A 20,946-nucleotide genomic window follows, 5' to 3' on the forward strand; every position below is an offset into this window, starting at 1 on the left:
TGGCGGCCACCACAGCAGTCTAGGCGGCGTCCACGTCCCGCCGCCGTCGCGGTTTCGGATGGGAGCCGGGTGGCCCGCTCCGGGCGGTCGGATCTGAACCCCCCGTCGGGCACCCGGCCCCCACCGCTGCGCTGTGCACCGGACCGGTCACAGCCGCGGGTCGACCGGCTCCGACTCGCTGGCCAGGATGGCGAAGACCAGTTCGTGCCGCCGCCACAGCGGAGCCCGCTCGGCCAGCAGGTCGAGCGCGGCCAGGCCGAGCCCGTGTTCCCGCAGCGCCAGCCCGCGCTTGCGCCCCAGTGACCGGTGCCGGAGCGCGGCGAGCTGCTCCGGCCCGGCGTACTCCGGGCCGTAGATGATCCGCAGGTACTCCCGGCCGCGGCACTTGATGCCCGGCTGCAGCAGCCGTCCCCGGTCGTCCCGGGCGGCCGGCCCGGCGTACGGCTTGACCACCATGCCCTCACCACCGGCGGCGGTCAGCTCCAGCCACCAGTCGGTCGCCTCCGCGACCGACGCCTCGTCACCGAGATCCACGACCAGTCGCCGGGTCGGGGTGAAGAACCCGGGATCGGCGGCGTGCAGCCGGTCGGCCAGGGCCAGATGCCAACCGTGGTCCCGGCCGGCGTGCGACGCGCCCTCGCTGGCGAGCACCGCGAACGGGGCCAGGGTCACCCCGTCGAGACCGTCGGTCGGGCGTACGTAGGCCCGGTAGGCGTCGGCGTACCGGGCCAGGTCGGCCGCCCGGCGGCTCATCCGGTCCCGGAGCTCGGCCACCGGCAGACCCCGGGCACCCGCCCGGTCCAGCGTCTCCAACACGGCCGGCAGGGCAGCCCGGCCGGCGGCGCCCACGGCCGCGTACTGCTCCCGGATCAGGCCGCCGGCCTTCGCCGACCAGGGCAGCAGTTCGCAGTCGAGCAGCAACCAGTCGGTCTCCAGCTCGGCCCAGAGTCCGGCCGAGGTGGCGGCGGCGCGTACCCGGTCCAGCAGGGCCCGGTCCAGCGGGTCGCCGAAGAACGGCCGACCGGTCCGGGTGTAGACCACCCCGTCACCCGGGCCGAACCGGGTCGTGCCGTCGGCACCCCGGTCGGCGGTGTCACCCCGGTGGACCAGCACCACGGCCCGGGAGCCCATGTGCTTCTCCTCGCAGACGACCCGGTCCACCCCGGCGGACCGGTAGTCGGCGAACGCCTGCGTCGGATGCTCCAGGAAGCCCTCCCGCGTCGAGGTCGAGCAGGGCGCCATCGTCGGCGGCAGCCAGGGCAGCCAGCGCGGGTCGACGGAGAACCGGCTGATCACCTCCAGCGCCGCCGCCGCGTTCTCGGCCGGCACGGTCACCGTGCCGTAGCCGTAGTCGACGTGTCGCCGGCCGGTGACGTCCCGCAGGTCGAGGCCATGGTCGTCGGCGGCCGCCCGGTCGCTCGCCCCGGCGCCGTCGCCGGCGCCGCCCGACCCGTCGGGTACGGCGTGCAGTGGCCGGGCCGGTGCGTAGTACTCCTTCGCCGCCGGCACCGAGACCAGCTCCCGGCTCGGGTAACGCAGGGCGGTCAAGGCCCCGCCGAAGACGCAGCCGGTGTCGATGCAGATGGTGTTGTTGACCCAGTCGGGGGTCGGCGTCGGGGTGTGCCCGTAGACGACCATCGCCGAACCCCGGTAGTCGCGGGCCCACGGGTAGCGCACCGGCAGGCCGTACTCGTCGGTTTCGCCGGTGGTCTCGCCGAACAGCGCGAAGGCGCGGACCCGGCCCGAGGCGCGGCCCTGGTACTCCTCCTTCAACCCGGCGTGCGCGACCACCAGTCGGCCGTCGTCCAGCACGTAGTGGCTGACCAGGCCGTCGATGAACGCCGACACCTCGCCGACGAAGGCCGGGTCCTCGGCCTCCAGTTGCGTCAGGGTCTCGGCCAGGCCGTGCGAGACGGTCACGTTGCGGCCCCGCAGCTTCCGGAGCAGCTTCTGCTCGTGGTTGCCCGGCACGCAGAGCGCGGTGCCGGCGGCGACCATCCCCATCACCAGCCGGAGTACGCCGGGCGAGTCCGGCCCCCGGTCGACCAGGTCACCGACGAAGATCGCGGTACGGCCCTCCGGATGCTCGGCGCCGATCGGCCGCCCGTCTGCGTCCCGGTGCAGGGTCCAGCCGAGCCGCTCCAGCAGCAGCTCCAGCTCGGCCCGGCAGCCGTGTACGTCGCCGACGATGTCGAACGGCCCGGTCAGCTCCTTCCGGTTGTTGAACAGCTTCTCGTAGCGGATCCCGGCGGCCTCGATCTCCTCGACGCCGCGCAGTACGTGCACCTTGCGGAAGCCCTCGCGCTCCAGCCGCCCGATGCTGCGCCGCAGGTCACGCTGCATCCGGGTGATGACCTGTCGGCCGAAGGTCCGGTCGGGCCGGGCCTGGGTCCGCTCCCAGCAGACTGCCTCGGGCACGTCCAGCACGATCGCCACCGGCAGTACGTCGTGCTCCCGGGCCACCGTCACCAGCCCGGCCCGGGCGTGCTGCTGCAGGTTGGTGGCGTCGACCACGGTCAGCCGTCCCGCCCGCAGCCGCTTGCCGGCCACGTAGTGCAGCACGTCGAAGGCGTCGGAGGAGGCGGACTGGTCGTTCTCGTCGTCGGCGACCAGGGCCCGGAACGCGTCGGAGGAGAGGACCTGCGTCGGCGCGAAGTGTCGCCGGGCGAAGGTCGACTTGCCGGACCCGGAGACGCCGACCAGGGCCACCAGGGCCAGTTCGGGAATGTCCAGGGTGGTCACGCGGTCTCCTCGGGCTGTTCGGGGGCGGACGGGGTGGCGCTGCTGAAGACGGCGAGCTGGGTCGGGGCGCCGACCTCGGGGTCCTCGTCCCCGACCCCGCTGATCGCGACCGTGTAGCCGTACGTCGTGCCGACCCGCCCGGCCCACGCGGCGAACTCCGCCCGGCTCCACTCGAACCGGTGGTCGGCGTGCCGCAGGGTGCCGGCGGCCAGCCCCGGGTAGCGCACGTTGTACTCGACGTTCGGGGTGGTGACCACCACCGTCCCGGGGCGGGCGTGACCGAACACCGTCGCCTCCAGCGCCGGCAGTCGCGGCGGATCGAGGTGCTCGACGACCTCCATCAGTACGGCCGCGTCGAAGCCGCGCAGCCGGTCGTCCCGGTAGGTCAGCGCCGACTGCCACAGCTTGATCCGCTGCTGCTGCCGGGCCGGTAGCCGATCCAGGCGCAGCCGGCGTTCCGCCATCGCCAGCGCCCGGGACGAGACGTCGGTTCCGACGATCTCCGTGTAGCGGCGGTTGCGGACCAGGTCGGTGAGGAGCGCGCCACCGCCGCAGCCGAGGTCCAGCACCCGGGTCGCGCCGGACGCCTCCAGCGCCGCCAGGACCGCCGCCCGACGTCGGGCGGCGAGCGGCTGCCGGTCGACCGTGGCCGGCAGCCCGGCCTCCTCGTCGGCGCCGGTGTCGACGGCCTCCACCACGCTGTCCTGGTCGGCGGGGTCGTCGGCGAGCCGGAGTTCCGCCAGTCGGGCCAGGGCGGTGCCGGCCAGCGCCCGCCGGTGCGCCAGGTAGCGCCGGGTGATCAGACCCCGCTCCGGATGGTCGGCCAGCCAGCCGGCACCGGCCCGGAGCAGCTTGTCGATCTCGTCCGGTGCCACCCAGTAGTGCTTGGCGTCGTCCAGCACCGGCAGCAGGACATAGAGGTGGTTGAGTGCGTCGGCGAGCCGGAGTGTCCCGGTGAGGGTGAGGTCGACGTACCGGCTGTCACCCCAGTCGGGAAACCGTGGGTCGAGTGGCACCGGCACCGCCGCCACCGTCCAGCCGAGCGGGGCGAAGAGCCGCTCGGCCAGGTCGGCACCGCCCCGGCAGCGCAGCGCCGGCACCCGCAACTCCAGCGGAATCGGCGTCGCGGCCAGTTCGGGGCGGTCCTTCGAGTCGCCGCGCAGCGCCGAGCGGAACACCGTGGAGAGCGCGGAGGAGAGCAGGCTGGAAGCCGCGTACGGCCGGTCGTTGACGTACTGGCCGAGGGTGAAGCCCTCCGGTGTGCCGGTCGTACCCCGGCCCGACCGACCGCCCCGGTGCCGGGTCCCGGTCAGGGCCGCCGGATCCGTGTCGAGCAGCAGCGCGGCGGTGCACCGCTCCACCGTGGCCTCCGGGAACAGCACGTGTGCCGTACCGGTGGGGACGGAGAACGAGTGCGCCCGGTCCGGATGCTTGACCAGCAGGTAGCCCAGGTCGGTGGCGGGCCGGTGGGTGGTGGTCACGGTGATCAGCACGGTGACCATGCTGACAGGCGGCCGCGTCGTCGTCGCCCTGATTATCGGCGGGAACGGCGGCACCCCGTCGCCCCGGAAGCGGGGCGACGGGGTGCCGTCAGCCGTGGTGCGGGTGGTGCGGGACCGGCCGGGTCCAGGCCACCGGACGCTGGCCCGGGTCAGGCCACGAAGCGGGTCCGACGGCGCCGGGCGAGCACGAAGCCGACCACGCCGGCCGCGAGCAGCACCGCACCGGCACCGGCGATCAGCCCGGTCGCGGTTCCGGTGACCGGCAGGCCACCGCCGGCACCGCCGCCACCCTCGGCCGCGTTCACCAGGATCTTCGCGGTGTCGTTGGACTTGTCGGCGTCGCTCTGCCGACCCGAGCAGTTGCACGGGAAGTTGATCTCGACCTTGCCGGCGGCGTTCGGGATCACCGTGTCGATCCGCAGGGTGAACTCGACCGTCTGCCGGTCGCCGGGCGCCATCAGCAGCGGGGTGTCGCATTCGTAGACCGTGCCGAACGGCTTACCGCTCTGGCCCCAGTCGTTGCCCTTCCGCCCCACGCAGTCCTGCGGGACGCCCACCGCGCTGGTCCCGCTCGGCAGCGTGACCCGCAGGTTGGTGACCCCGTCGCCGGTGCGGATGGCGTCGGCGGTGGCCGACCCCGGGTTGTCCAGGCCGACCGTCACGGTGACCTCGTCACCCTGCTCGCCGGCGGCGCTGTCACCGATCGCGGCCAGGTCGACCGGGTTGTTGCCGGTGACCGTCACCTCGACCCCCGCGTAGTTGTTGTACGGGTCGGGGTCGGTCTGGGCGCTCCGGGCACTCACCCGGGAGACCTCGCGCAGGGCCAGCTTGGCGCCGGTACCGGCAGTCCGCTTCGCCCGGGTCTCGTTCATCAGATCGGCGAAGTCGTCCTTCGTGTACCAGGTCATGTTGCTGTGCTCCCGCCCCGGCGCCTCGGCGGCGGGGCTGAGGGTGTAGGCGAAGTCGACCCCGTACGTCGCGCCCGCTTCCAGCGCCTCGTCAAAAACGCAGGCCTGCAGGGCGTCGCCGTCGTAGAAGCAGTTCGAGTACCGCTCCCGCGGAAGGATCCCGTGGTCGTTGTCGAACAGCAGGGCAGCACCGTTGAGCACCGTGGTGCTGGCGTTCGTGACCCCCGCCGTCGCGGTGAAGTCGTCCCCGGGGCGGGCGGTGACCCCTGCGCCCTCGAGGGCGACGAGGTCGACACCCTCGCCGACCCGGATGGTCGCCTCGTGGCTGACGGCCGCGCTCCCCTCCGCCTCGAAGGTGACCTTCAGCGTGCCCTCGTCGCCGAGGGTGGCACCGTCAGCCACCTCGAAGAGCAACTTGTGGTCGTAGTAGCTGCCCCACGGGTCCACCATGATCGAGCCCTGCGGGGTGCAGACCAGCTTCGTCCCCGCCGCCTCGCACCAGTCGGCGGAACCGGTTTCGGTGACGGTCACCTTGCCGGCCAGGTCGGCGAGGTCGTACGTGAGCTTGGCCTCGTACACCGAGTCCTCTTCGGAGCCGTACAGGATCGGCGCCGCGACCGTGCCGGGCTGGCCGAGTACGACGGTGGTGTCCGGAAAGTAGACACCGAGCTCGATGGCGGCGGCCTGGGCCGGCGTCGGGGCCACGGCGACAAGCGCGCCGGCCACACCGAGCCCGGCCAGCGCACGCCGGGTGTTTGTGATTCGCATCGAGGGGGTTCCTCCCGTGAAGATCAGATGCGGCCCCCGGAGCGTACAAACCGGAATCCGGTCCTGCTGTCCCGAAAACCAAGCAGGTCCGTTCGGTGGATGGGCGCCTGTCGTTCAGCCCGAATGTCTTTCCGGTATCCCGCAATCATTCGGTCCGTCCGATCCGTCGAGATAGCAGAAGACGCCCGGAGGTGTGCGTGACGTACGAGGAGTTCGCCGACTCCCGGCTCACCGCGTTGCTGCGCTACGCGGTGATGCTGACCGGCGACCCCCATCTCGCCCAGGATCTTGTGCAGGAGACGATGGTGCGGGTCCAGCTCAACTGGCGACGGGTGGTCCGGGCCGACGTGCCCGAACGGTACGTGCGCCGAATGCTGACCAACCAGTACCTCGACTGGCAGCGCGGGTCCTGGATGCGGCGGGTGTGGCTGCGCGCGGAACCCGACGAGGGGCTGCCCGCGCCGGTGGACCACGCCGAGGCGACCGCCGACCGGGACCAGATCTGGAGCTGGCTGGCCCGGCTGCCCCGCCGCCAGCGCGCCGCGCTGGTGCTGCGCTACTACGAGGATCTGCCCGACGCGGAGATCGCCGAGGTGCTCGGCTGCGCGGTCGGGACGGTGCGCTCGGCCATCTCCCGGGCCCTCGCCACCATCCGTGCCGAGTTCGTGGAGGCCTGACGATGAGCGACGACATGCGGCCGGTCGAGGACGAGTTGCGGGCGGCGTTCGCCCGGTACGAGGGGTTGACCCCGGAGGTCGGCCCGGTGCGTGAGGCGATCGCGGTGACGGTGACCCGGCGTCGACGCCGCCGCCGGGCGGTACGGGCCACCGGGGCGGCGTTCGCCCTGGTCGCCGTACTCGCGGTGCCGTTCCTGGGCCGGGCCGGTGACCTGCCGGGCGTTCCGGAGGTCGCCGCGCCGCCGTTCGTACTGGCCCCGACCGGTCCGGCGGAGCCGCTGGACTTCCTGTTCCTCGGGCTCGACGGCGGTGACGGGCGGAGCAACGGGCACCGGGCGGACACCGTGCTGATGGTGCACGTACCGGCCGACCGGAGCCGGCTCTACCTGATCTCGATCCCCCGGGATCTCGGCGTCGAGATCCCGGGCCACGGCTTCGCCAAGCTCGGTTCGGCCTTCTACCTCGGCAGCCACCGGCCCGGAGCCCGGCCGGACCTGGCGGCCGGGGCGGAACTGACCGAGCGGACGGTCAGCGAGCTGACCGGGGTACGGTTCGAGGCCACCGCCACCCTCACCTACCGGGGGCTGCGGCAGGTGACCGACGCGGTCGGCGGGGTGCGGGTCTGCCTGCCGGCCGACGTGGCGTCCCAGCACACCGACCGGACCTTCCGGGCCGGTTGTCAGCAGCTGGACGGTGCCGCCGCGCTGGACCTGCTCCGGCAGCGGTTCACGATGCGCGAGGGGGCGCACGACCGGGACCGTAACGGGCAACGGTTCGCCGAGGCGCTGCTGCACAAGGTGACCGACCCGGCTACCGCCCTCAACCCGGTCCGGGCCGCGCAGATCGTCGACGCGGTCGGCGGTGACCTCGTACTGGATCTCGGCGGGGTGACCGTGCCGGAACTGTTCGGCGCCCTGCGTGGGGTGGCGGCGGCGGACGCGGTGGGCATCGGTTGGACGATCCGCCCCCGGCAGAGCGCGGACGGCCTGGTCGAGACGATCGACGCGGCGGAGAGCCGGAGTCTGTTCGACGCGTTGCGCCGGGACACGGTGGCCGAGTGGGTGGCGGGGCACCCGCAGCGGATCACCCGCTGAGGCACTCCCACCGATCTGGAGGCTGACCCGGGTGGTGCCGGGTCGGGGTCCGCCCGGTCAGCGGTAGTCGTCGTCGTGCGGGGCGACGACCCGGGACTGTTCGATGGCGTCGTACTCGTCGACCTCCAGGCCCCGCTGGACGGACGGCTGGTCCTCGGTCGACGGATCAGCGACGGTGGCCTGCTCGACCGCGTCGGCGGCCGGCGCCTCCGGATCCCGTTCGTCGGGGGTGAGGTGGTCGCCGGGGGCGAAGTCCTCGTCGGGCTGGGCCATGTCGCTCTCCTGCGGATCGGTCACTTTCCTCACCGTACGGGGTGTTCCGTCGCGAGTCTGCCAAGCACCGTGCCCGGTGCGGCGGCCGGGTAAACCGGCAGTGCCCGGCGGGTACCCCGACCAGTCGCCCGGTCCGGTCGCTGACCTGCTGCCCGGTCCGGCGTCCGGTCGCCGGAATCGCCGCCCGGCTCCGGATCGGCGTGCCAGGATGGGGCCGTGGGCTTCCTGATCAGGCTGGTGATCAGCGCCGTGGCGCTGTGGATCACCAGCCTGGTGGTGCCCGGCATCGAACTGACCGGGCGGTCCGGCTGGGAGAACGCGCTGACGGTGCTGGTCGTCGCGTTCATCTTCGGCATCGTCAACGCGGTGCTGAAGCCGATCATCCACGTGGTCGGTTGCGTCTTCTACCTGCTGACCCTGGGACTGTTCGCACTTGTGGTGAACGCGCTGCTCTTCCTGCTCACCGACTGGATCGCGAATCTGTTCGACCTGCCGTTCTCCATCGACGGCTTCTGGCCGGCGTTCTACGGGGCGATCGTGATGGCCGTGGTGGGCTGGCTGCTCGGTGTGGTGGTGCCGGACCGGTCCGAACGCTGAGGTGCGGAAGGGTGGGTTGCGGCGGCGGAAACGGCCTGCGGGATACTTCCGGCGGAGGACAGCGCGGTCCGGCGCACCCAATGAACCTTTTTCAACCTCCCGTAGCGGTCCGTCGTGGCCCAGGTGGAAGTCGGGGCGCGTGCGCCGCGCGGTTCAGGTTGAAAAAGGTTCAATCAGACAGCGGCCGACGAGGCCGGGAACGTTTTCAAAGGAGCGTTTGACATGCCCATCGCTTCCCCCGAGGTCTACGCCGAGATGCTCGACCGCGCCAAGGCGGGCCGGTTCGCGTACCCCGCGATCAACGTCACGTCCTCGCAGACCCTGAACGCGGCGCTGCGCGGTTTCGCCGACGCGGAGAGCGACGGAATCATCCAGGTCTCCACCGGTGGCGCCGAGTACCTCTCCGGCCCGACCGTGAAGGACATGGTGACCGGCGCGGTCGCCTTCGCCGCGTACGCCCGCGAGGTGGCCAAGAACTACCCGGTCAACATCGCCCTGCACACCGACCACTGCCCCAAGGACAAGCTCGACAAGTTCGTCCGCCCGCTGATGGCCGTCTCCAAGGAGCGGGTCGCCCGGGGCGAGGAGCCGCTCTACCAGTCCCACATGTGGGACGGTTCGGCGGTCCCGGTGGCGGAGAACCTGCAGATCGCCTCCCAGCTGCTCGACGAGGCCGCGGCCGGGCACATCGTGCTCGAGATCGAGGTCGGCGTGGTCGGCGGCGAGGAGGACGGTGTCGAGAACGCGATCAACGACAAGCTCTACACCACCGTCGAGGACGGCATCGCCATGGTCGAGGCGCTCGGCCTCGGTGAGAAGGGCCGCTACATGGCGGCGTTGACCTTCGGCAACGTGCACGGCGTCTACAAGCCGGGCAACGTCAAGCTCCGCCCGGAGATCCTCAACGAGATCCAGCAGGCCGTCGGCGCCAAGTTCGGCAAGGGCGACAAGCCGCTCAGCCTGGTCTTCCACGGCGGCTCCGGCTCGCTGCTCTCGGAGATCCGGGAGGCGCTCGACTACGGCGTGGTGAAGATGAACATCGACACCGACACCCAGTACGCCTTCACCCGCCCGGTCGCCGACCACATGTTCCGCAACTACGACGGGGTGCTGAAGGTCGACGGCGAGGTCGGCAACAAGAAGATGTACGACCCGCGGGTCTGGGGCAAGCAGGCCGAGGCGGGGCTGGCGCAGCGGGTCGTCGAGGCCTGCGAGCACCTCCGCTCCACCGGCACCACGCTCGCCAAGTAACCGAGACAACGGTCGCGCCGCGGCCGGTGTCCCGGACATGGAATGTCGGGACACCGGCCGCCGGTCTGTCCGGGCTCAGCCGGTGGTGGTGAGCAGCCGTACCGCCTCGTGCACGTCGTCGGTGACGTGGATCAGCGCAGACAGGTCCCCGGCCGGTGAGAGGGTCAGCAACGGGCGCAGCAGCGCCTCCACCGGCAGGGTCCGGGTCCAGAACGCGCGGTCCAGGAAGACGTACGGGCCGCTCGCCCCGTCGGTGCCGTAGAACGTCTTCGTCGCCGCCTGGAACACCTCCTGGACCGTGCCGGCCCGGCCGGCGGCGAAGACGATCCCGCCCCGGGCCAGCCGCAGGATGGTGTCCTCCCGGATGGCGTTCGAGAAGTACTTGGCGATCCGGCCGGCGAACAGGTTCGCCGGCTCGTGCCCGTACAGCCAGGTCGGGATCGCCAGGCCACCCCGGCGGGCCCAGCCGTCCGGGTCGTCGACCCGGTCCGCACCACCACCACCACCACCACCACCACCGTCGCCGCCGACGCGGGGACCGGGCAGTGTCGTACCGAACCGGGCCCGGACCTGCAACGCGACGGCTGTGTAGGGCCCGTGGTCGGCGAAGTCCGGCGCGGTGGCCAGCATGTCGATCGCCGCGGTCAGTTGCTCCGCCGAGTGGTCGGCGAGGTAGGCGCCGAGGTTCGCCGCCTCCATCACCCCGGGCCCGCCGCCGGTCACCACCAGCCGGCCGGCCCGGGCCAGCTCCCAGCCCAGCGTGGCGGCCAGCCGGTACGCCGAGGTGCCCCGGGGCACCGCGTGCCCGCCCATCACCCCGACCACCGAGCCGGGTCCGTGGGTGGCCAGCCAGGACCGGGTGGCGTCGGCCAGCGCGTTGTCGACGGCGTGGTCGTGCAGCCGCTGGGTCAGCGCCTCCCGTACCTCCGGCAGCGCACCCCCGTGGGCCCGGAAGTGCTGGTAGACCAGGGTGTCGTACATGCCGGCGAAGCCGTGGCTGTCGAAGCCGGCGGCCAGGTCGTCCGGCGTGTAGAGCCGCGGCGGGTGGATCGGGTACGGCAGCGTCGGAAAGGCCGGCACGACGTACGCGCCCCGGCGTACCACCTCGGCCTCGACCTCTCGGGAGGCGAACCGGCAGCCGACGAAGAGGGTGTCGGTCAGGTCGACGGCGGTCAGGTCCGGCACCGGTTCGAGGTCGAGCCGCAGCCCCTGGACGGTCAGCCCGGCGAGGCTGCCGCCGCGCAGGTGGGGTTCGAGTTCGGCACGGGATTCGATCTCGTCGGCGGTGTGGTCGTGGGGTTCGAGCACGTCGGCGGGGGGTGGAGTGGGCACCCTGACCATCCTGCCCCGGGCCGGCAATCGTCCGCCGCAGGGGCCGGTATGGCGAGAGCCCGGCGACACCAGGGTCACCGGGCTCTCTGTTACCGGGTCCTGGGGAGGCTCCGGACCTCCATTTGTAGTCCACTCCGTCGCCGGGCGCACCGTCCGCACGCGTGACGGCTCCCTCAGCCGTTCAGCCAGCCTCCGTGCCAGGGGTCCCTGGTCGGCGCCGAACGCCGCCGGGTTGAATGGTCCGATGCAGAACCTCTTGCCCGAACCGCCGGCCACCCTGCTGCCCGGCGACGACGAGGCCGAGGCGGCGCTCGCCGCCGCGCGGCAGGCGGACACCGACGACGCGTACGCGTCGGCGGCCGCCCACCATCCGACGTTCAGCGCGGCCTGGGCGACGTTGGCGGCACGTGCTTTCGACGCCGACCAGGTGGTCGCCGCGTACGCGTACGCCCGGACCGGCTACCACCGGGGTCTGGACCAGCTCCGCCGTAACGGCTGGAAGGGGCACGGGCCGGTGCCCTGGGCCCACGAGCCGAACCGGGGCTTCCTGCGCTGCCTGTACGTGCTCTCCCGGGCGGCCGACGAGATCGGCGAGGCGGACGAGGCGGCCCGGTGCGCCCAGTTCCTCCGGGACTGCGACCCGGCGGCCGGGGACGCCCTGGCCGGCAGCTGATCCGACCCGGCGCCCCGCCTCGGGACGGGGAGCGTCGGAGCTCTGACTCGGACGGGAAGCGTCGGCACCGGCCTTGGAACCGGTGTGTCGTCCGTCCCGGCCCGGTGTGGTCGGACCGGGACGGACGACGGGTCCAACGGCGATGCCGGAGTCAGAGCCCTTCGGCGACGGCAGCGGCGATCTTCAACCAGGCGTCCCGGGTCGCGGACGACAGTTGGGCGTACCGGATCGGTTCGCCGGTGTCGATCAACCGCTCGTACGGGGCGGTCAGCACCACCCGGGTGCGGGCCGCGAAGTGCCGTTGGATCGGCGGCAGGTCGATCTCCTTCCGGGACGGCGGCATGGAGACCACCGTCACCGCCTGCCGGACGAGCCGCTGCCGACCGCTCTGCTCCAGGTGGTCGAGCATCCGGGCAGCCGTCTCCGCCGAGTCGTTACGGGCGGACATCGTCACCACCAGTTGGTCGGTGGCGTCGATCGCCGCCTGCCAGTTCTGGGCCCGGACGTTGTTACCGGTGTCCACGAAGATCAGCTTGTAGAAGCGGCTGACCACCTCGCGGAGTTCGGCGAAGGCGGCGGCGGTGAGCATCTCGCCACCGGTCGCCGACTCGTCCGAGGCGAGGACGTCGAACATGCCCTCGCTCTGCGAACGGACGTACTGGGACAGGTCACCGACCCGGCCGTGCGCCCCCTTGAACTGATACAGGTCACGCAGCAGGTCCCGGACCGTACGGGAGTGGAAGTCCTGCTGGGCCCGCATGCCGAGGGTGCCCTGGGTCTCGTTGTTGTCCCAGGCCAGCACGTAACCGCCGCGCTTCTGACCGAACGTCATCGCGAGCAGCAGGATCGCCACCGTCTTGCCGGCGCCGCCCTTCGGGTTGACCACGGTCACCTGACGCAGTCCGCCGAAGTTGCGGCGGATCATCTCGATGTCCTGCTTGATCTCCTGCTCGTGCCGGCCGGGAGCGAGCTTGACCAGCCCCAGCGTCGACTTGTTCACCACGGCCCGGACGCCGGTCTGGGCGACCGGGTCGGCCGGCCGGACGGCCCGACGCTGGGCGAACTCCTCGGCGGTCGGGGTCCCGCCGTCCGGTGTCCAGAGCGGGTCCGGGTAGCTCGGCGTCGGTGGGGCGGGGTAGCCCGGTACCGGAGGAGCGGGGTAGCCCGGCACCGGCGGAGCGGGCACGTGCGGCTGCGGCGGCACCTCGGTGGCGCCCGGGTGGTGTGGCGGAACGGGACCCGGTCCGGGCACCTGCGGCGGGACCGGCGCCCAGGGGGACTGGGCGGCGGCATCCGGCGGGCCGGGCACCGGCGGTGCCGGCGGATAACTCGGATAGCCCGGTGGGGTCGGGTACGTCGGGGCGGGCGGGTACGTCGGACCCGGCGGTGGCGGGTACGCCGGCTGGTGCGGCACCGGCGGCGGTGGGACCTGCGGCGGCACCGGTGGCGGGTACGCCGACGCCGGACGCGCGGTCGCCGAGTAGTACCCGCCGGTCATGGTCGGCGGATACGGCCCGATCGGTGGTGTCGGTACCGGCGCGGCCTCGGCCCCGCCGGTCTGCTGCGGCGTCCCGGCCGCCGGCTGTCCGGCCGGTGCGTGTCCGGCCGCCGGCTGTCCGGTCCCGGTCGGCGGCTGGCCTGCTCCCGGCTGGGCGGACGGGTCGGCGGGTGGTGCCGTGGTCGGCCGTTGGGGCGGTTGGGCCCACGGCGACTCCGTCGGCCGGGGGATCGCGCCCGCCTCCGGCGCGGTGGCCCGGCCGGCACCCGGCAGGGTGGCCCGACCACGGATCGGGGCTACCGGCCGGGCGGCGTCGGGTGGTGCGGCGGCACCCTCCGGCCGGTCGGCCGGCGGTGCGCCCGCTTCGGCGCCGCTGCCACTCCCGGAGGCGCTGGCCAGGCCGCTGTCACTCCCGGCGGTGCCGCCCGGACCGCTGCCACCTCCGGCGGTTCCGCCCGGTGGCCCGGGCTTGCCCGACTGCTCGCGGGCGGGGTCGGCGACCGTCGGCGTGACCGGTGCCGGACCCGGGGCGACCGGGTCGGTGCCCGTGCCGACCTTGGGCGAGCCGGTGCCGGGGCTCACGCTGGCCTTGCCGGCGTTCGGGTTCACGCTGGCCTTGCCAGCGTTCGGACTGACCGTGGCCTTGCCTGCCGTGGGGCTGATGCCGATCGAGCCGGTGGTGCCCGAGCCGGTGCTGATCGAGCCGGTGTTCGGGTTGACACTGGCCTTGCCGGCGACGGGGCTGGTACCGGCGGCCCGGTGACCGGCCGCGTCCTCACCCGGTCGGTCCGGTGACTCCGGACGGGCCGAGCCGGTGGCCGCCGACGCCCCGGACTGTGCCGGCGAGACCGGCGAGACCGGCGAGACCGGCGTCTCCGGCTGACGGATGTCGCCGGTGTTGACGGTGGCGCGGCCCTGGCTCGGGCGCACGGTCGGCCAGACCCGGGTCGGCGAGTTCACCGACGCGGCGTTGGCCGGGTCGGCGGGCGCGGGCTGAGGCGAGGCGACCGGGGCGACCGGCGCTGGGGCGACCGGCGCTGGTGGGGCGACCGGCGGCGGTGGGGTGACCGGGGCCGCCGGTACCGCCGCCCGGGCCGCGGTGGCCCGCACCGGGGCGGGCGGCACCGGGGTCGACTGGACCGGCGTCGAATGGACCGGCGTCGAATGGACCGGGGTCGACTGGACGGGCGTGGCCCGCACCGGGGTCGCCGGCACCGGCGGGGGCGGCACCGGCACCGCCTGTACCGGCGGGGTCGGTACCGGCTGCGGAATGCCGGCGATCGGCGTCACGCCCGGCACGCTGGACGACGCCGGCGGCACGGCCGGTGTCGGTGGCATCGGACCCGGCGGCACGGCCGGCGGGAACGGCTGGTTCGACACCGGCTGGGGAACACCGGCCAGCGGATTCGGTGAGCTGCTGTCCGGCAGCGGCGGCGGTACCCAACTCGAGATCGGGTTGGCGTCGTCGCGCGGCTCGGCGACGATCTCGTCCGGCGGCCACAGCGGTTCGTCCGCCCGCGGTGCCACCGGCACCTGGCCGGGCGAGTATCCCCGGTCCGCGTGATTGTCGACCACGGCCTACCTACCTCCCCCCTGCCGAGAGCATGTCCAGCTGCCCGAGGGTGTACGCGCCTGCCCGAGGGGTCCTCCGCCCGGGCGTGTGCCCGAGGGTATGCGCCCGAGGGTACGTCTGCCCGATCACGCAGACCGGATGCCTGATCACCCGAACCGGATGCCTGATCATGCAGACCGGACAGTCGCACCCGACCGGATACGAAGGTCCCACCTACAGCCTTCCACAGGGGCTCAGTTGTCGTACACCGCCCATGCCCCGGGTTCGATCCACCATGACCTCTTGCGGGTCAGGGTCGCGGTCACCCCGTCGTCCAGGAACGGGATCTCCGGGTCCCGCGGATTGACCGCCGCGGCCCGTCCCCGGGCCCGGCGTACCTCCAGGCGTACCGTCCGGCGTCCCCAACGGGACCGGGTGACCACCGGTACCGCGACCGCGACCTCGACCCGGCCGTCGGCCGGGTCCGGGGCGGACAGCAGCTGTACGCCGGCCAGTTCGGCGTAGCCGCCGGCGTTGCCGACGGCACAGGCGAAGATCGGCTCGTCGCCGGTGGAAAGCACGGTGTCATCGACTTCCACCCGACCCCGCCAGGCCAGCGGCTGGCCGGCCTCGTTGGCGGCTCCGAGCAGGGCGCCGTCCAGGGTGACCGAGCCGCCGTCGTTGCGCAGCAGGTCGAGCCGACGTACCCGGCCGTCGAGCACCGCGGCGGCGACCGCCTCCGGCCGGCGGGGCAGGCCGAGCTGCCCGGCCAGGTCGTGCGGACGCTCCGCCGACGTCGGACGGGCCGGTTCGAGCGGAAGTACGCCGATCGGGGGCAGGTCCGGCAGGGTCCGGTCGCCGGCCAGGTCGGCCGGGCGACGGCTGGGCGGCGGCGAGTACCGGCGGACCAGACGACGTACCACTGCGCGCAACTGGCCGTCACTCGCCGTAGCGACGATGAGTCGGGTCTTGCTGTCCGGGTCCGGCCAGGGCAGGCCGTCCGGCCGGGCCGGCCCGTCGAGCCGGGACAGCACCTGGTCGATCTCCGCGTCCGACCGGGCGGTCACCGTCTCGACCCGGGCGCCGCCCGCGGTCAGGGCGTCCGCGCAGTTCAACACCGGTACGCGTGGGGTGTCGGCACAGTCCGCCGGGCCCGGTGCGGCGTCCGTCGTACCGGCCGAGCAGCAGGCACCGCCCGCGCCACAGCCGGCCGTGCCGTCCTCACCCGAGGCGAGGGTGAGTAGTACCACGTCGTACACCGGAGGTCGCCTCCTGCCGTCAGCCCCGGCCTCTGCTGGCCGGGTGGTCACTTTTTGTTAGCCTGACACCTCGGGCTCGCCACGCGGTCGCCACCTGGCACCCGAGCCCCCTGGAGGCGGGTTTAGAGATGCCGGCGATCGTGCTCATCGGGGCGCAGTGGGGCGACGAGGGCAAGGGCAAGGTTACCGACCTGCTGGGTGACCGGGTCGACTACGTCGTCCGCTACTCCGGCGGTAACAACGCCGGGCACACCGTGGTCACCCCGGACGGGCAGAAGTACGCGCTGCACCTGATGCCGTCCGGCGCGCTCTCCCCGAACGCGGTGATCGTGATCGGCAACGGCGTGGTGGTCGACCCGAAGGTGCTGCTGACCGAGATCGACGGGCTCGCCGAGCGCGGTGTCGACGTCTCCCGGCTGCGGATCTCCGGCGACGCCCACCTGATCATGCCGCACCACCGGGCACTGGACCGGGTGGTCGAGCGGTACCTCGGCTCCGCCCGGATCGGCACCACCGGACGCGGCATCGGCCCGACCTACGGCGACAAGGTCGCCCGGACCGGGATCCGGGTGCAGGACCTGCTCGACCCGGGCATCCTGCGCAAGAAGCTGGAGCTGGTGCTCCGGGAGAAGAACCAGATCCTGGTCAAGGTCTACAACCGCAAGGCGCTCGACGTCGACGCGGTCCACGAGGAGTACCTGGCGTACGCGGAGCGGCTGCGGCCGTACATCGCGGAGACCCGGGCGATCCTCTGGAACGCCCTGGACCGGGGTGACACCGTCCTGCTGGAGGGTGCCCAGGCGACCATGCTGGACATGGACCACGGCACGTACCCGTTCGTCACCTCGTCGAACCCGACGGTCGGCGGTGCCTGTGTCGGCTCCGGCATCCCGCCGACCGCGATCAGCCAGGTGATCGGGGTGACCAAGGCGTACACCACCCGGGTCGGCTCCGGTCCGTTCCCGACCGAACTCTTCGACGACAACGGCGCCCACCTGCGCAAGATCGGCGCCGAGTACGGCACCACCACCGGCCGGGAACGCCGGTGCGGTTGGTTCGACGCGGTCGTCGCCCGGTACGCGGTCCGGCTCAACGGCATCACCGACCTGGTGGTGACCAAGCTCGACGTGCTCTCCGGGATGGAGAAGGTACGGATCTGCGTCGGCTACGAGATCGACGGCGAGCGGCACGACGACATGCCGATGACCCAGACCGCGATCCACCACGCGAAGCCGATCTACGAGGAGCTCGACGGCTGGTGGGAGGACATCTCCAAGGCGCGTTCCGAGGCGGAACTGCCGGAGAACGCCCGCCGCTACCTCGCCCGGCTGGAGGAACTCTGCCGCGCCAAGGTCAGCGTGGTCGGCGTCGGTCCGGGCCGGGAGGAGAACATCGTCCGGCACGAACTCCTGCCGGCCCGCTGATCCGGACCGCCACGTAGGATCGCTCGTCGTGCGCGTACTTCTCATCGGTGGCGGCGGGCGGGAGCATGCTCTCGCGCTCGGCCTGGCCGCCGACCCCGCCGTCGACCACCTGATCGCCGCACCGGGCAACCCCGGCATCGCCGCCGTCGCCGAACTGCGTCCGGTGGAGGTCACCGACCCGGCGGCGGTCGCCGCGCTCGCCGTGGAGACCGGTGCGGACCTGGTGGTGGTCGGCCCGGAGGCGCCGCTGGTCGCCGGGGTCGCCGACGCGGTACGCGCCAAGGGCATCGCCTGTTTCGGGCCGTCCGGCGCGGCGGCGGTGCTGGAGGGGTCGAAGGCGTTCGCCAAGGACGTGATGGACGCCGCCGGGGTGCCGACCGCCCGCTCCCGGACCATCGAGCAGGCCGGGACCCCGGTCGGCACCGCCCTGGCCGCCCAGGCGCTCGACGAGTTCGGTGCGCCGTACGTGGTGAAGAACGACGGGCTGGCCGCCGGCAAGGGTGTGGTGGTCACCGACGACCGGGACGCCGCGCTGACCCACGCGACCGCCTGCGGCCGGGTGGTCGTCGAGGAGTACCTCGCCGGCCCGGAGGTCTCGCTGTTCGTCGTCACCGACGGCGAGACCGCGCTGCCGCTGCTGCCGGCCCAGGACTTCAAGCGGGTCGGCGACGGGGACGCCGGACCGAACACCGGCGGCATGGGGGCGTACGCGCCGCTGCCGTGGCTGCCGGAGGGGACCGTCGACGAGGTGATGAGCACCGTCGTCGAGCCGACCCTGGCGGAGCTGCGCAGGCGCGGCACCCCGTTCAGTGGCCTGCTCTACGTCGGGCTCGCCATCACCGCACAGGGTCCCCGGGTGATCGAGTTCAACGTCCGGTTCGGCGATCCGGAGACCCAGGTCGTACTCGCGCTGCTGGAGACGCCGCTCGCCGGTCTGCTGCACGCGGCCGCGACCGGGACGCTGGCCGGGCACCCGCCGCTGCGCTGGCGGCCGGGCGCGGCGGTCACCGTGGTCGTCGCCGCCGCCGGCTACCCGGGTACGGTGCGCGGCGGTGACGTGATCACCGGAGCCGAGCGCCCCGGGGTGGTCCACGCCGGCACCGCCCGTCGGGCCGCCGACGACGCGTTGGTCTCGGCCGGTGGCCGGGTGCTGTCGGCCACCGGGCTCGGTGCCGATCTCGGTGCGGCCCGCGAGGCGGCGTACGCCCTGGTCGACGGGATCGGTCTGGCCGGCTCCCACCATCGGCGGGACATCGCCGAGGCGGCCGCCGCCGGGCACATCTCGCCGCCCCGCTGACCCGACCGGGCGGCTCCCACCGGTCGGCCCGGCTGACCGGGCGCACCGAGCTCGGCCCGGCCGGTGGCACCTGCGGTGGCTGGCACGAAACCGTGATTCGCGACCGTGTGCGCGTTCCTACCGTGAGTATCCAGTCCCGGCGGTCGGCCGGGCGATCCCAGCGGTGGAGGAACGACCATGCACAGGTACCTGACCCGCGCCGCCCTGGTCGTACTCGGCGGTGCGGTGGCGTTGGCCACGAGCGGTTGCGCGCCGACCGGCGGGCCCGGTGCCGGCCGGGTCACGTCCGCGCCGGTCACCGGTGAGGACGGTCTCGGCAGCGCCCCGGAGTCCGGCGTTTCGGACGCTCCGGTGACCGATCCGGGCCCGACCACGGGAGACGGCGTCCAGGACGGTGGTCCGACCGGTGGCGGCTCGACCGGCGGTGGTCAGCAGGGCGGCCACGGCCAGCAGACGAAGCCGCCCGGCGACACGCCGAAGAAGTCGGCGCCGGCAGGCCCGACCATCCTCGTCTTCACGATCACCCAGAAGCCACAGTGCCCGCAGGGCACCAGCGTGAACCCGATTCCCGGTGTCCCGGTCGCGCTGTCCTGGAAGGTCTCCGGCACCGACACGGTGACCCTCTCCGTCGACGGCGGCGGGATCTACGACAGTTACCCGGCCGAGGGCGGTACGACCATCAACTTCCCCTGTTCCGGAGCGCCCGGGGAGAAGGTGACGCACACCTACCAGCTCCGTACCGTCGGCGGCGGCGAGGTGCGGTCGAAGACGCTGACCGCCTCCGCGACCGTCCACGACATCCCCCAGGTGTGAGAAGGGCCCGTCCGGGGAGGAGGGGCCCTTCCCCGGACGTCTCGGGTCGGACGGTTCAGCGGAGCTGTCGGCCGGAGATGGCGCGGGCGATGACCAGCCGTTGGATCTCGGAGGTGCCCTCGAAGATGGTGTAGATCTTGGCGTCCCGGTACCACCGTTCCACCGGATGGTCCCGCAGGTAGCCGGCACCGCCGAGGATCTGCACCGCCTTCTCGGTCACCGACACCGCCACCTCGCCGGCCTTGAGTTTGGACATCGACCCCTCGCCCGCCGCGAACGGCCGGTTGTTCCGGCCCATCCAGGCGGCCCGCCAGACCAGCAGCCGGGCGGCGTCGATCTCGGTGCGCATGTCGGCGAGGGCGAAGGCGATTCCCTGGTTCTCGATGATCGGGCGGCCGAACTGGACCCGTTCCTGGGCGTACGCGAGGGCGTACTCGTACGCCGCCCGGGCCACCCCGATCGCCTGGGCGCCGACGGTCGGCCGGGACAGTTCGAAGGTACGCATCGCCGCCTGGCTCTTGCCACGCTGACCCGACCGCGCCCGGTCGAGCCGTTCGCGCAGCGCGTCCCGCCCGCCGAGCAGGCAGCGGCCCGGTACGCGTACCTCGTCGAGGAAGACGTCGGCGGTGTGCGAGGCGCGTAGCCCCAGCTTGCGCAGCTTCTTCGTCGCGGTCAGTCCCGGGGTGCCCGGCGGCACCACGAACACGGCCTGCCCCCGGGAGCCGAGCGCCGGGTCGACCGAGGCGGTCACCACGTGGACGGCGGCGATCCCGCCGTTGGTGGCGTACGCCTTCTGTCCGGTGAGGACCCATTCGTCGGTCGCCTCGTCGTAACGGGCCCGGGTACGCATCGCGGCGACGTCGGAGCCGGCCTCGGGTTCGGTGCTGCAGAACGCCCCGACCGCCGGTTCGTCGACGGTGCCGAAGCACTGCGGCACCCACTCGACGAGCTGCTCGGGGGTACCGGATCCGTAGATCGCGGCGACCGCCAGCGAGGTGCCGAAGATGGCCAGCCCGATGCCGGCGTCACCCCAGAAGAGTTCCTCGCTGGCGATGGGCAGGGAGAGGCCGGTCGGGTCGGCCCAGCAGTTGGCGAGGAACTCGAAGCCGTACAGCCCGATCTTCGCCGCCTCCTGGACGACCGGCCAGGGGGTCTCCTCCCGGGCGTCCCACTCGGCCGCGGCCGGGCGTACGACGCCGCTGGCGAAGCCGTGCACCCAGTCGCGCAGGTCCCGTTGGTCCTCGTTCAGGTCGAGCGAGAATTCGACCATCGCCAGCTCCTCGGAA

The 20,946-nt window shown here is 73.0% G+C and carries 17 protein-coding genes; 9 read left to right on the forward strand and 8 right to left on the reverse strand.

Features of this window, described 5'->3' with window-relative positions:
• Window positions 1-147: 147 nt before the first annotated feature.
• The 3 genes from ABGB21_RS01665 to ABGB21_RS01675 all read right to left on the reverse strand — a co-directional run bounded on the left by ABGB21_RS01665 (window position 148) and on the right by ABGB21_RS01675 (window position 5,920).
• The gene (locus tag ABGB21_RS01665) at window positions 148-2,742 is read right to left on the reverse strand and encodes a polynucleotide kinase-phosphatase (protein WP_347676082.1); all 2,595 of its coding nucleotides are present in this window, start codon (window positions 2,740-2,742) and stop codon (window positions 148-150) included.
• Complete coding sequence (locus tag ABGB21_RS01670; RefSeq protein WP_347676084.1) at window positions 2,739-4,235, reverse strand: 3' terminal RNA ribose 2'-O-methyltransferase Hen1; 1,497 nt, start codon at window positions 4,233-4,235, stop codon at window positions 2,739-2,741. The genes ABGB21_RS01665 and ABGB21_RS01670 overlap by 4 nt, the downstream gene beginning before the upstream one ends.
• A gap of 158 nt (window positions 4,236-4,393) precedes the next feature.
• The gene (locus tag ABGB21_RS01675) at window positions 4,394-5,920 is read right to left on the reverse strand and encodes an LPXTG cell wall anchor domain-containing protein (protein WP_347654311.1); all 1,527 of its coding nucleotides are present in this window, start codon (window positions 5,918-5,920) and stop codon (window positions 4,394-4,396) included.
• 197 nt (window positions 5,921-6,117) lie between these two features.
• On the opposite strand from ABGB21_RS01675, the gene ABGB21_RS01680 reads away from it, so the two are divergent.
• The gene (locus tag ABGB21_RS01680; RefSeq protein ID WP_347654312.1) at window positions 6,118-6,597 is read left to right on the forward strand and encodes a SigE family RNA polymerase sigma factor; all 480 of its coding nucleotides are present in this window, start codon (window positions 6,118-6,120) and stop codon (window positions 6,595-6,597) included.
• Window positions 6,598-6,599: 2 nt separating this feature from the next.
• The gene (locus ABGB21_RS01685; RefSeq protein ID WP_347654313.1) at window positions 6,600-7,691 is read left to right on the forward strand and encodes an LCP family protein; all 1,092 of its coding nucleotides are present in this window, start codon (window positions 6,600-6,602) and stop codon (window positions 7,689-7,691) included.
• 57 nt (window positions 7,692-7,748) lie between these two features.
• Here the strand turns inward: ABGB21_RS01685 and ABGB21_RS01690 are convergent, their stop codons facing one another.
• Complete coding sequence (locus ABGB21_RS01690) at window positions 7,749-7,964, reverse strand: hypothetical protein (RefSeq protein WP_347654455.1); 216 nt, start codon at window positions 7,962-7,964, stop codon at window positions 7,749-7,751.
• A 216-nt stretch (window positions 7,965-8,180) separates the two neighbouring features.
• On the opposite strand from ABGB21_RS01690, the gene ABGB21_RS01695 reads away from it, so the two are divergent.
• Window positions 8,181-8,561 carry a phage holin family protein gene (locus ABGB21_RS01695; RefSeq protein ID WP_347654314.1) on the forward strand — a complete coding sequence of 127 codons (381 nt, stop codon included), beginning with the start codon at window positions 8,181-8,183 and terminating at the stop codon, window positions 8,559-8,561.
• Window positions 8,562-8,783: 222 nt separating this feature from the next.
• The gene (gene fbaA / locus ABGB21_RS01700; RefSeq protein WP_347654315.1) at window positions 8,784-9,812 is read left to right on the forward strand and encodes a class II fructose-bisphosphate aldolase; all 1,029 of its coding nucleotides are present in this window, start codon (window positions 8,784-8,786) and stop codon (window positions 9,810-9,812) included.
• A 75-nt stretch (window positions 9,813-9,887) separates the two neighbouring features.
• Here fbaA and ABGB21_RS01705 read toward each other — a convergent pair whose 3' ends face one another.
• Window positions 9,888-11,153, reverse strand: a complete 1,266-nt coding sequence (locus tag ABGB21_RS01705; protein ID WP_347654316.1) for a hypothetical protein — start codon at window positions 11,151-11,153, stop codon at window positions 9,888-9,890.
• Window positions 11,154-11,388: 235 nt separating this feature from the next.
• On the opposite strand from ABGB21_RS01705, the gene ABGB21_RS01710 reads away from it, so the two are divergent.
• On the forward strand, window positions 11,389-11,817 hold the full coding sequence (locus ABGB21_RS01710; protein WP_347654317.1) for a DUF3151 domain-containing protein: 429 nt from the start codon (window positions 11,389-11,391) through the stop codon (window positions 11,815-11,817).
• A 151-nt stretch (window positions 11,818-11,968) separates the two neighbouring features.
• Here ABGB21_RS01710 and ABGB21_RS01715 read toward each other — a convergent pair whose 3' ends face one another.
• On the reverse strand, window positions 11,969-14,275 hold the full coding sequence (locus ABGB21_RS01715; protein ID WP_347676086.1) for a chromosome partitioning protein: 2,307 nt from the start codon (window positions 14,273-14,275) through the stop codon (window positions 11,969-11,971).
• A gap of 103 nt (window positions 14,276-14,378) precedes the next feature.
• On the opposite strand from ABGB21_RS01715, the gene ABGB21_RS01720 reads away from it, so the two are divergent.
• On the forward strand, window positions 14,379-14,879 hold the full coding sequence (locus tag ABGB21_RS01720) for a hypothetical protein (RefSeq protein WP_347654319.1): 501 nt from the start codon (window positions 14,379-14,381) through the stop codon (window positions 14,877-14,879).
• A 242-nt stretch (window positions 14,880-15,121) separates the two neighbouring features.
• Here ABGB21_RS01720 and ABGB21_RS01725 read toward each other — a convergent pair whose 3' ends face one another.
• Entirely contained in the window at window positions 15,122-16,126 is a 1,005-nt protein-coding gene (locus ABGB21_RS01725; protein WP_347654320.1) for a hypothetical protein, read from the reverse strand.
• 128 nt (window positions 16,127-16,254) lie between these two features.
• Here ABGB21_RS01725 and ABGB21_RS01730 point away from each other — a divergent pair, with 128 nt between their 5' ends.
• The 3 genes from ABGB21_RS01730 to ABGB21_RS01740 all read left to right on the forward strand — a co-directional run bounded on the left by ABGB21_RS01730 (window position 16,255) and on the right by ABGB21_RS01740 (window position 19,660).
• Window positions 16,255-17,550: an adenylosuccinate synthase gene (locus ABGB21_RS01730; RefSeq protein ID WP_347654321.1), complete on the forward strand. Its 1,296-nt coding sequence runs from the start codon at window positions 16,255-16,257 to the stop codon at window positions 17,548-17,550.
• Between the two features lie 28 nt (window positions 17,551-17,578).
• On the forward strand, window positions 17,579-18,847 hold the full coding sequence (gene purD, locus ABGB21_RS01735; RefSeq protein WP_347676088.1) for a phosphoribosylamine--glycine ligase: 1,269 nt from the start codon (window positions 17,579-17,581) through the stop codon (window positions 18,845-18,847).
• Between the two features lie 177 nt (window positions 18,848-19,024).
• Complete coding sequence (locus ABGB21_RS01740; RefSeq protein ID WP_347654323.1) at window positions 19,025-19,660, forward strand: hypothetical protein; 636 nt, start codon at window positions 19,025-19,027, stop codon at window positions 19,658-19,660.
• Between the two features lie 55 nt (window positions 19,661-19,715).
• Here ABGB21_RS01740 and ABGB21_RS01745 read toward each other — a convergent pair whose 3' ends face one another.
• Window positions 19,716-20,930, reverse strand: a complete 1,215-nt coding sequence (locus ABGB21_RS01745) for an acyl-CoA dehydrogenase family protein (protein WP_347676091.1) — start codon at window positions 20,928-20,930, stop codon at window positions 19,716-19,718.
• Window positions 20,931-20,946: the final 16 nt, after the last annotated feature.

Origin of the sequence: Plantactinospora sp. B24E8, from assembly GCF_039871735.1 — a bacterium.
In the GTDB taxonomy this organism is placed as follows: domain Bacteria; phylum Actinomycetota; class Actinomycetes; order Mycobacteriales; family Micromonosporaceae; genus Plantactinospora.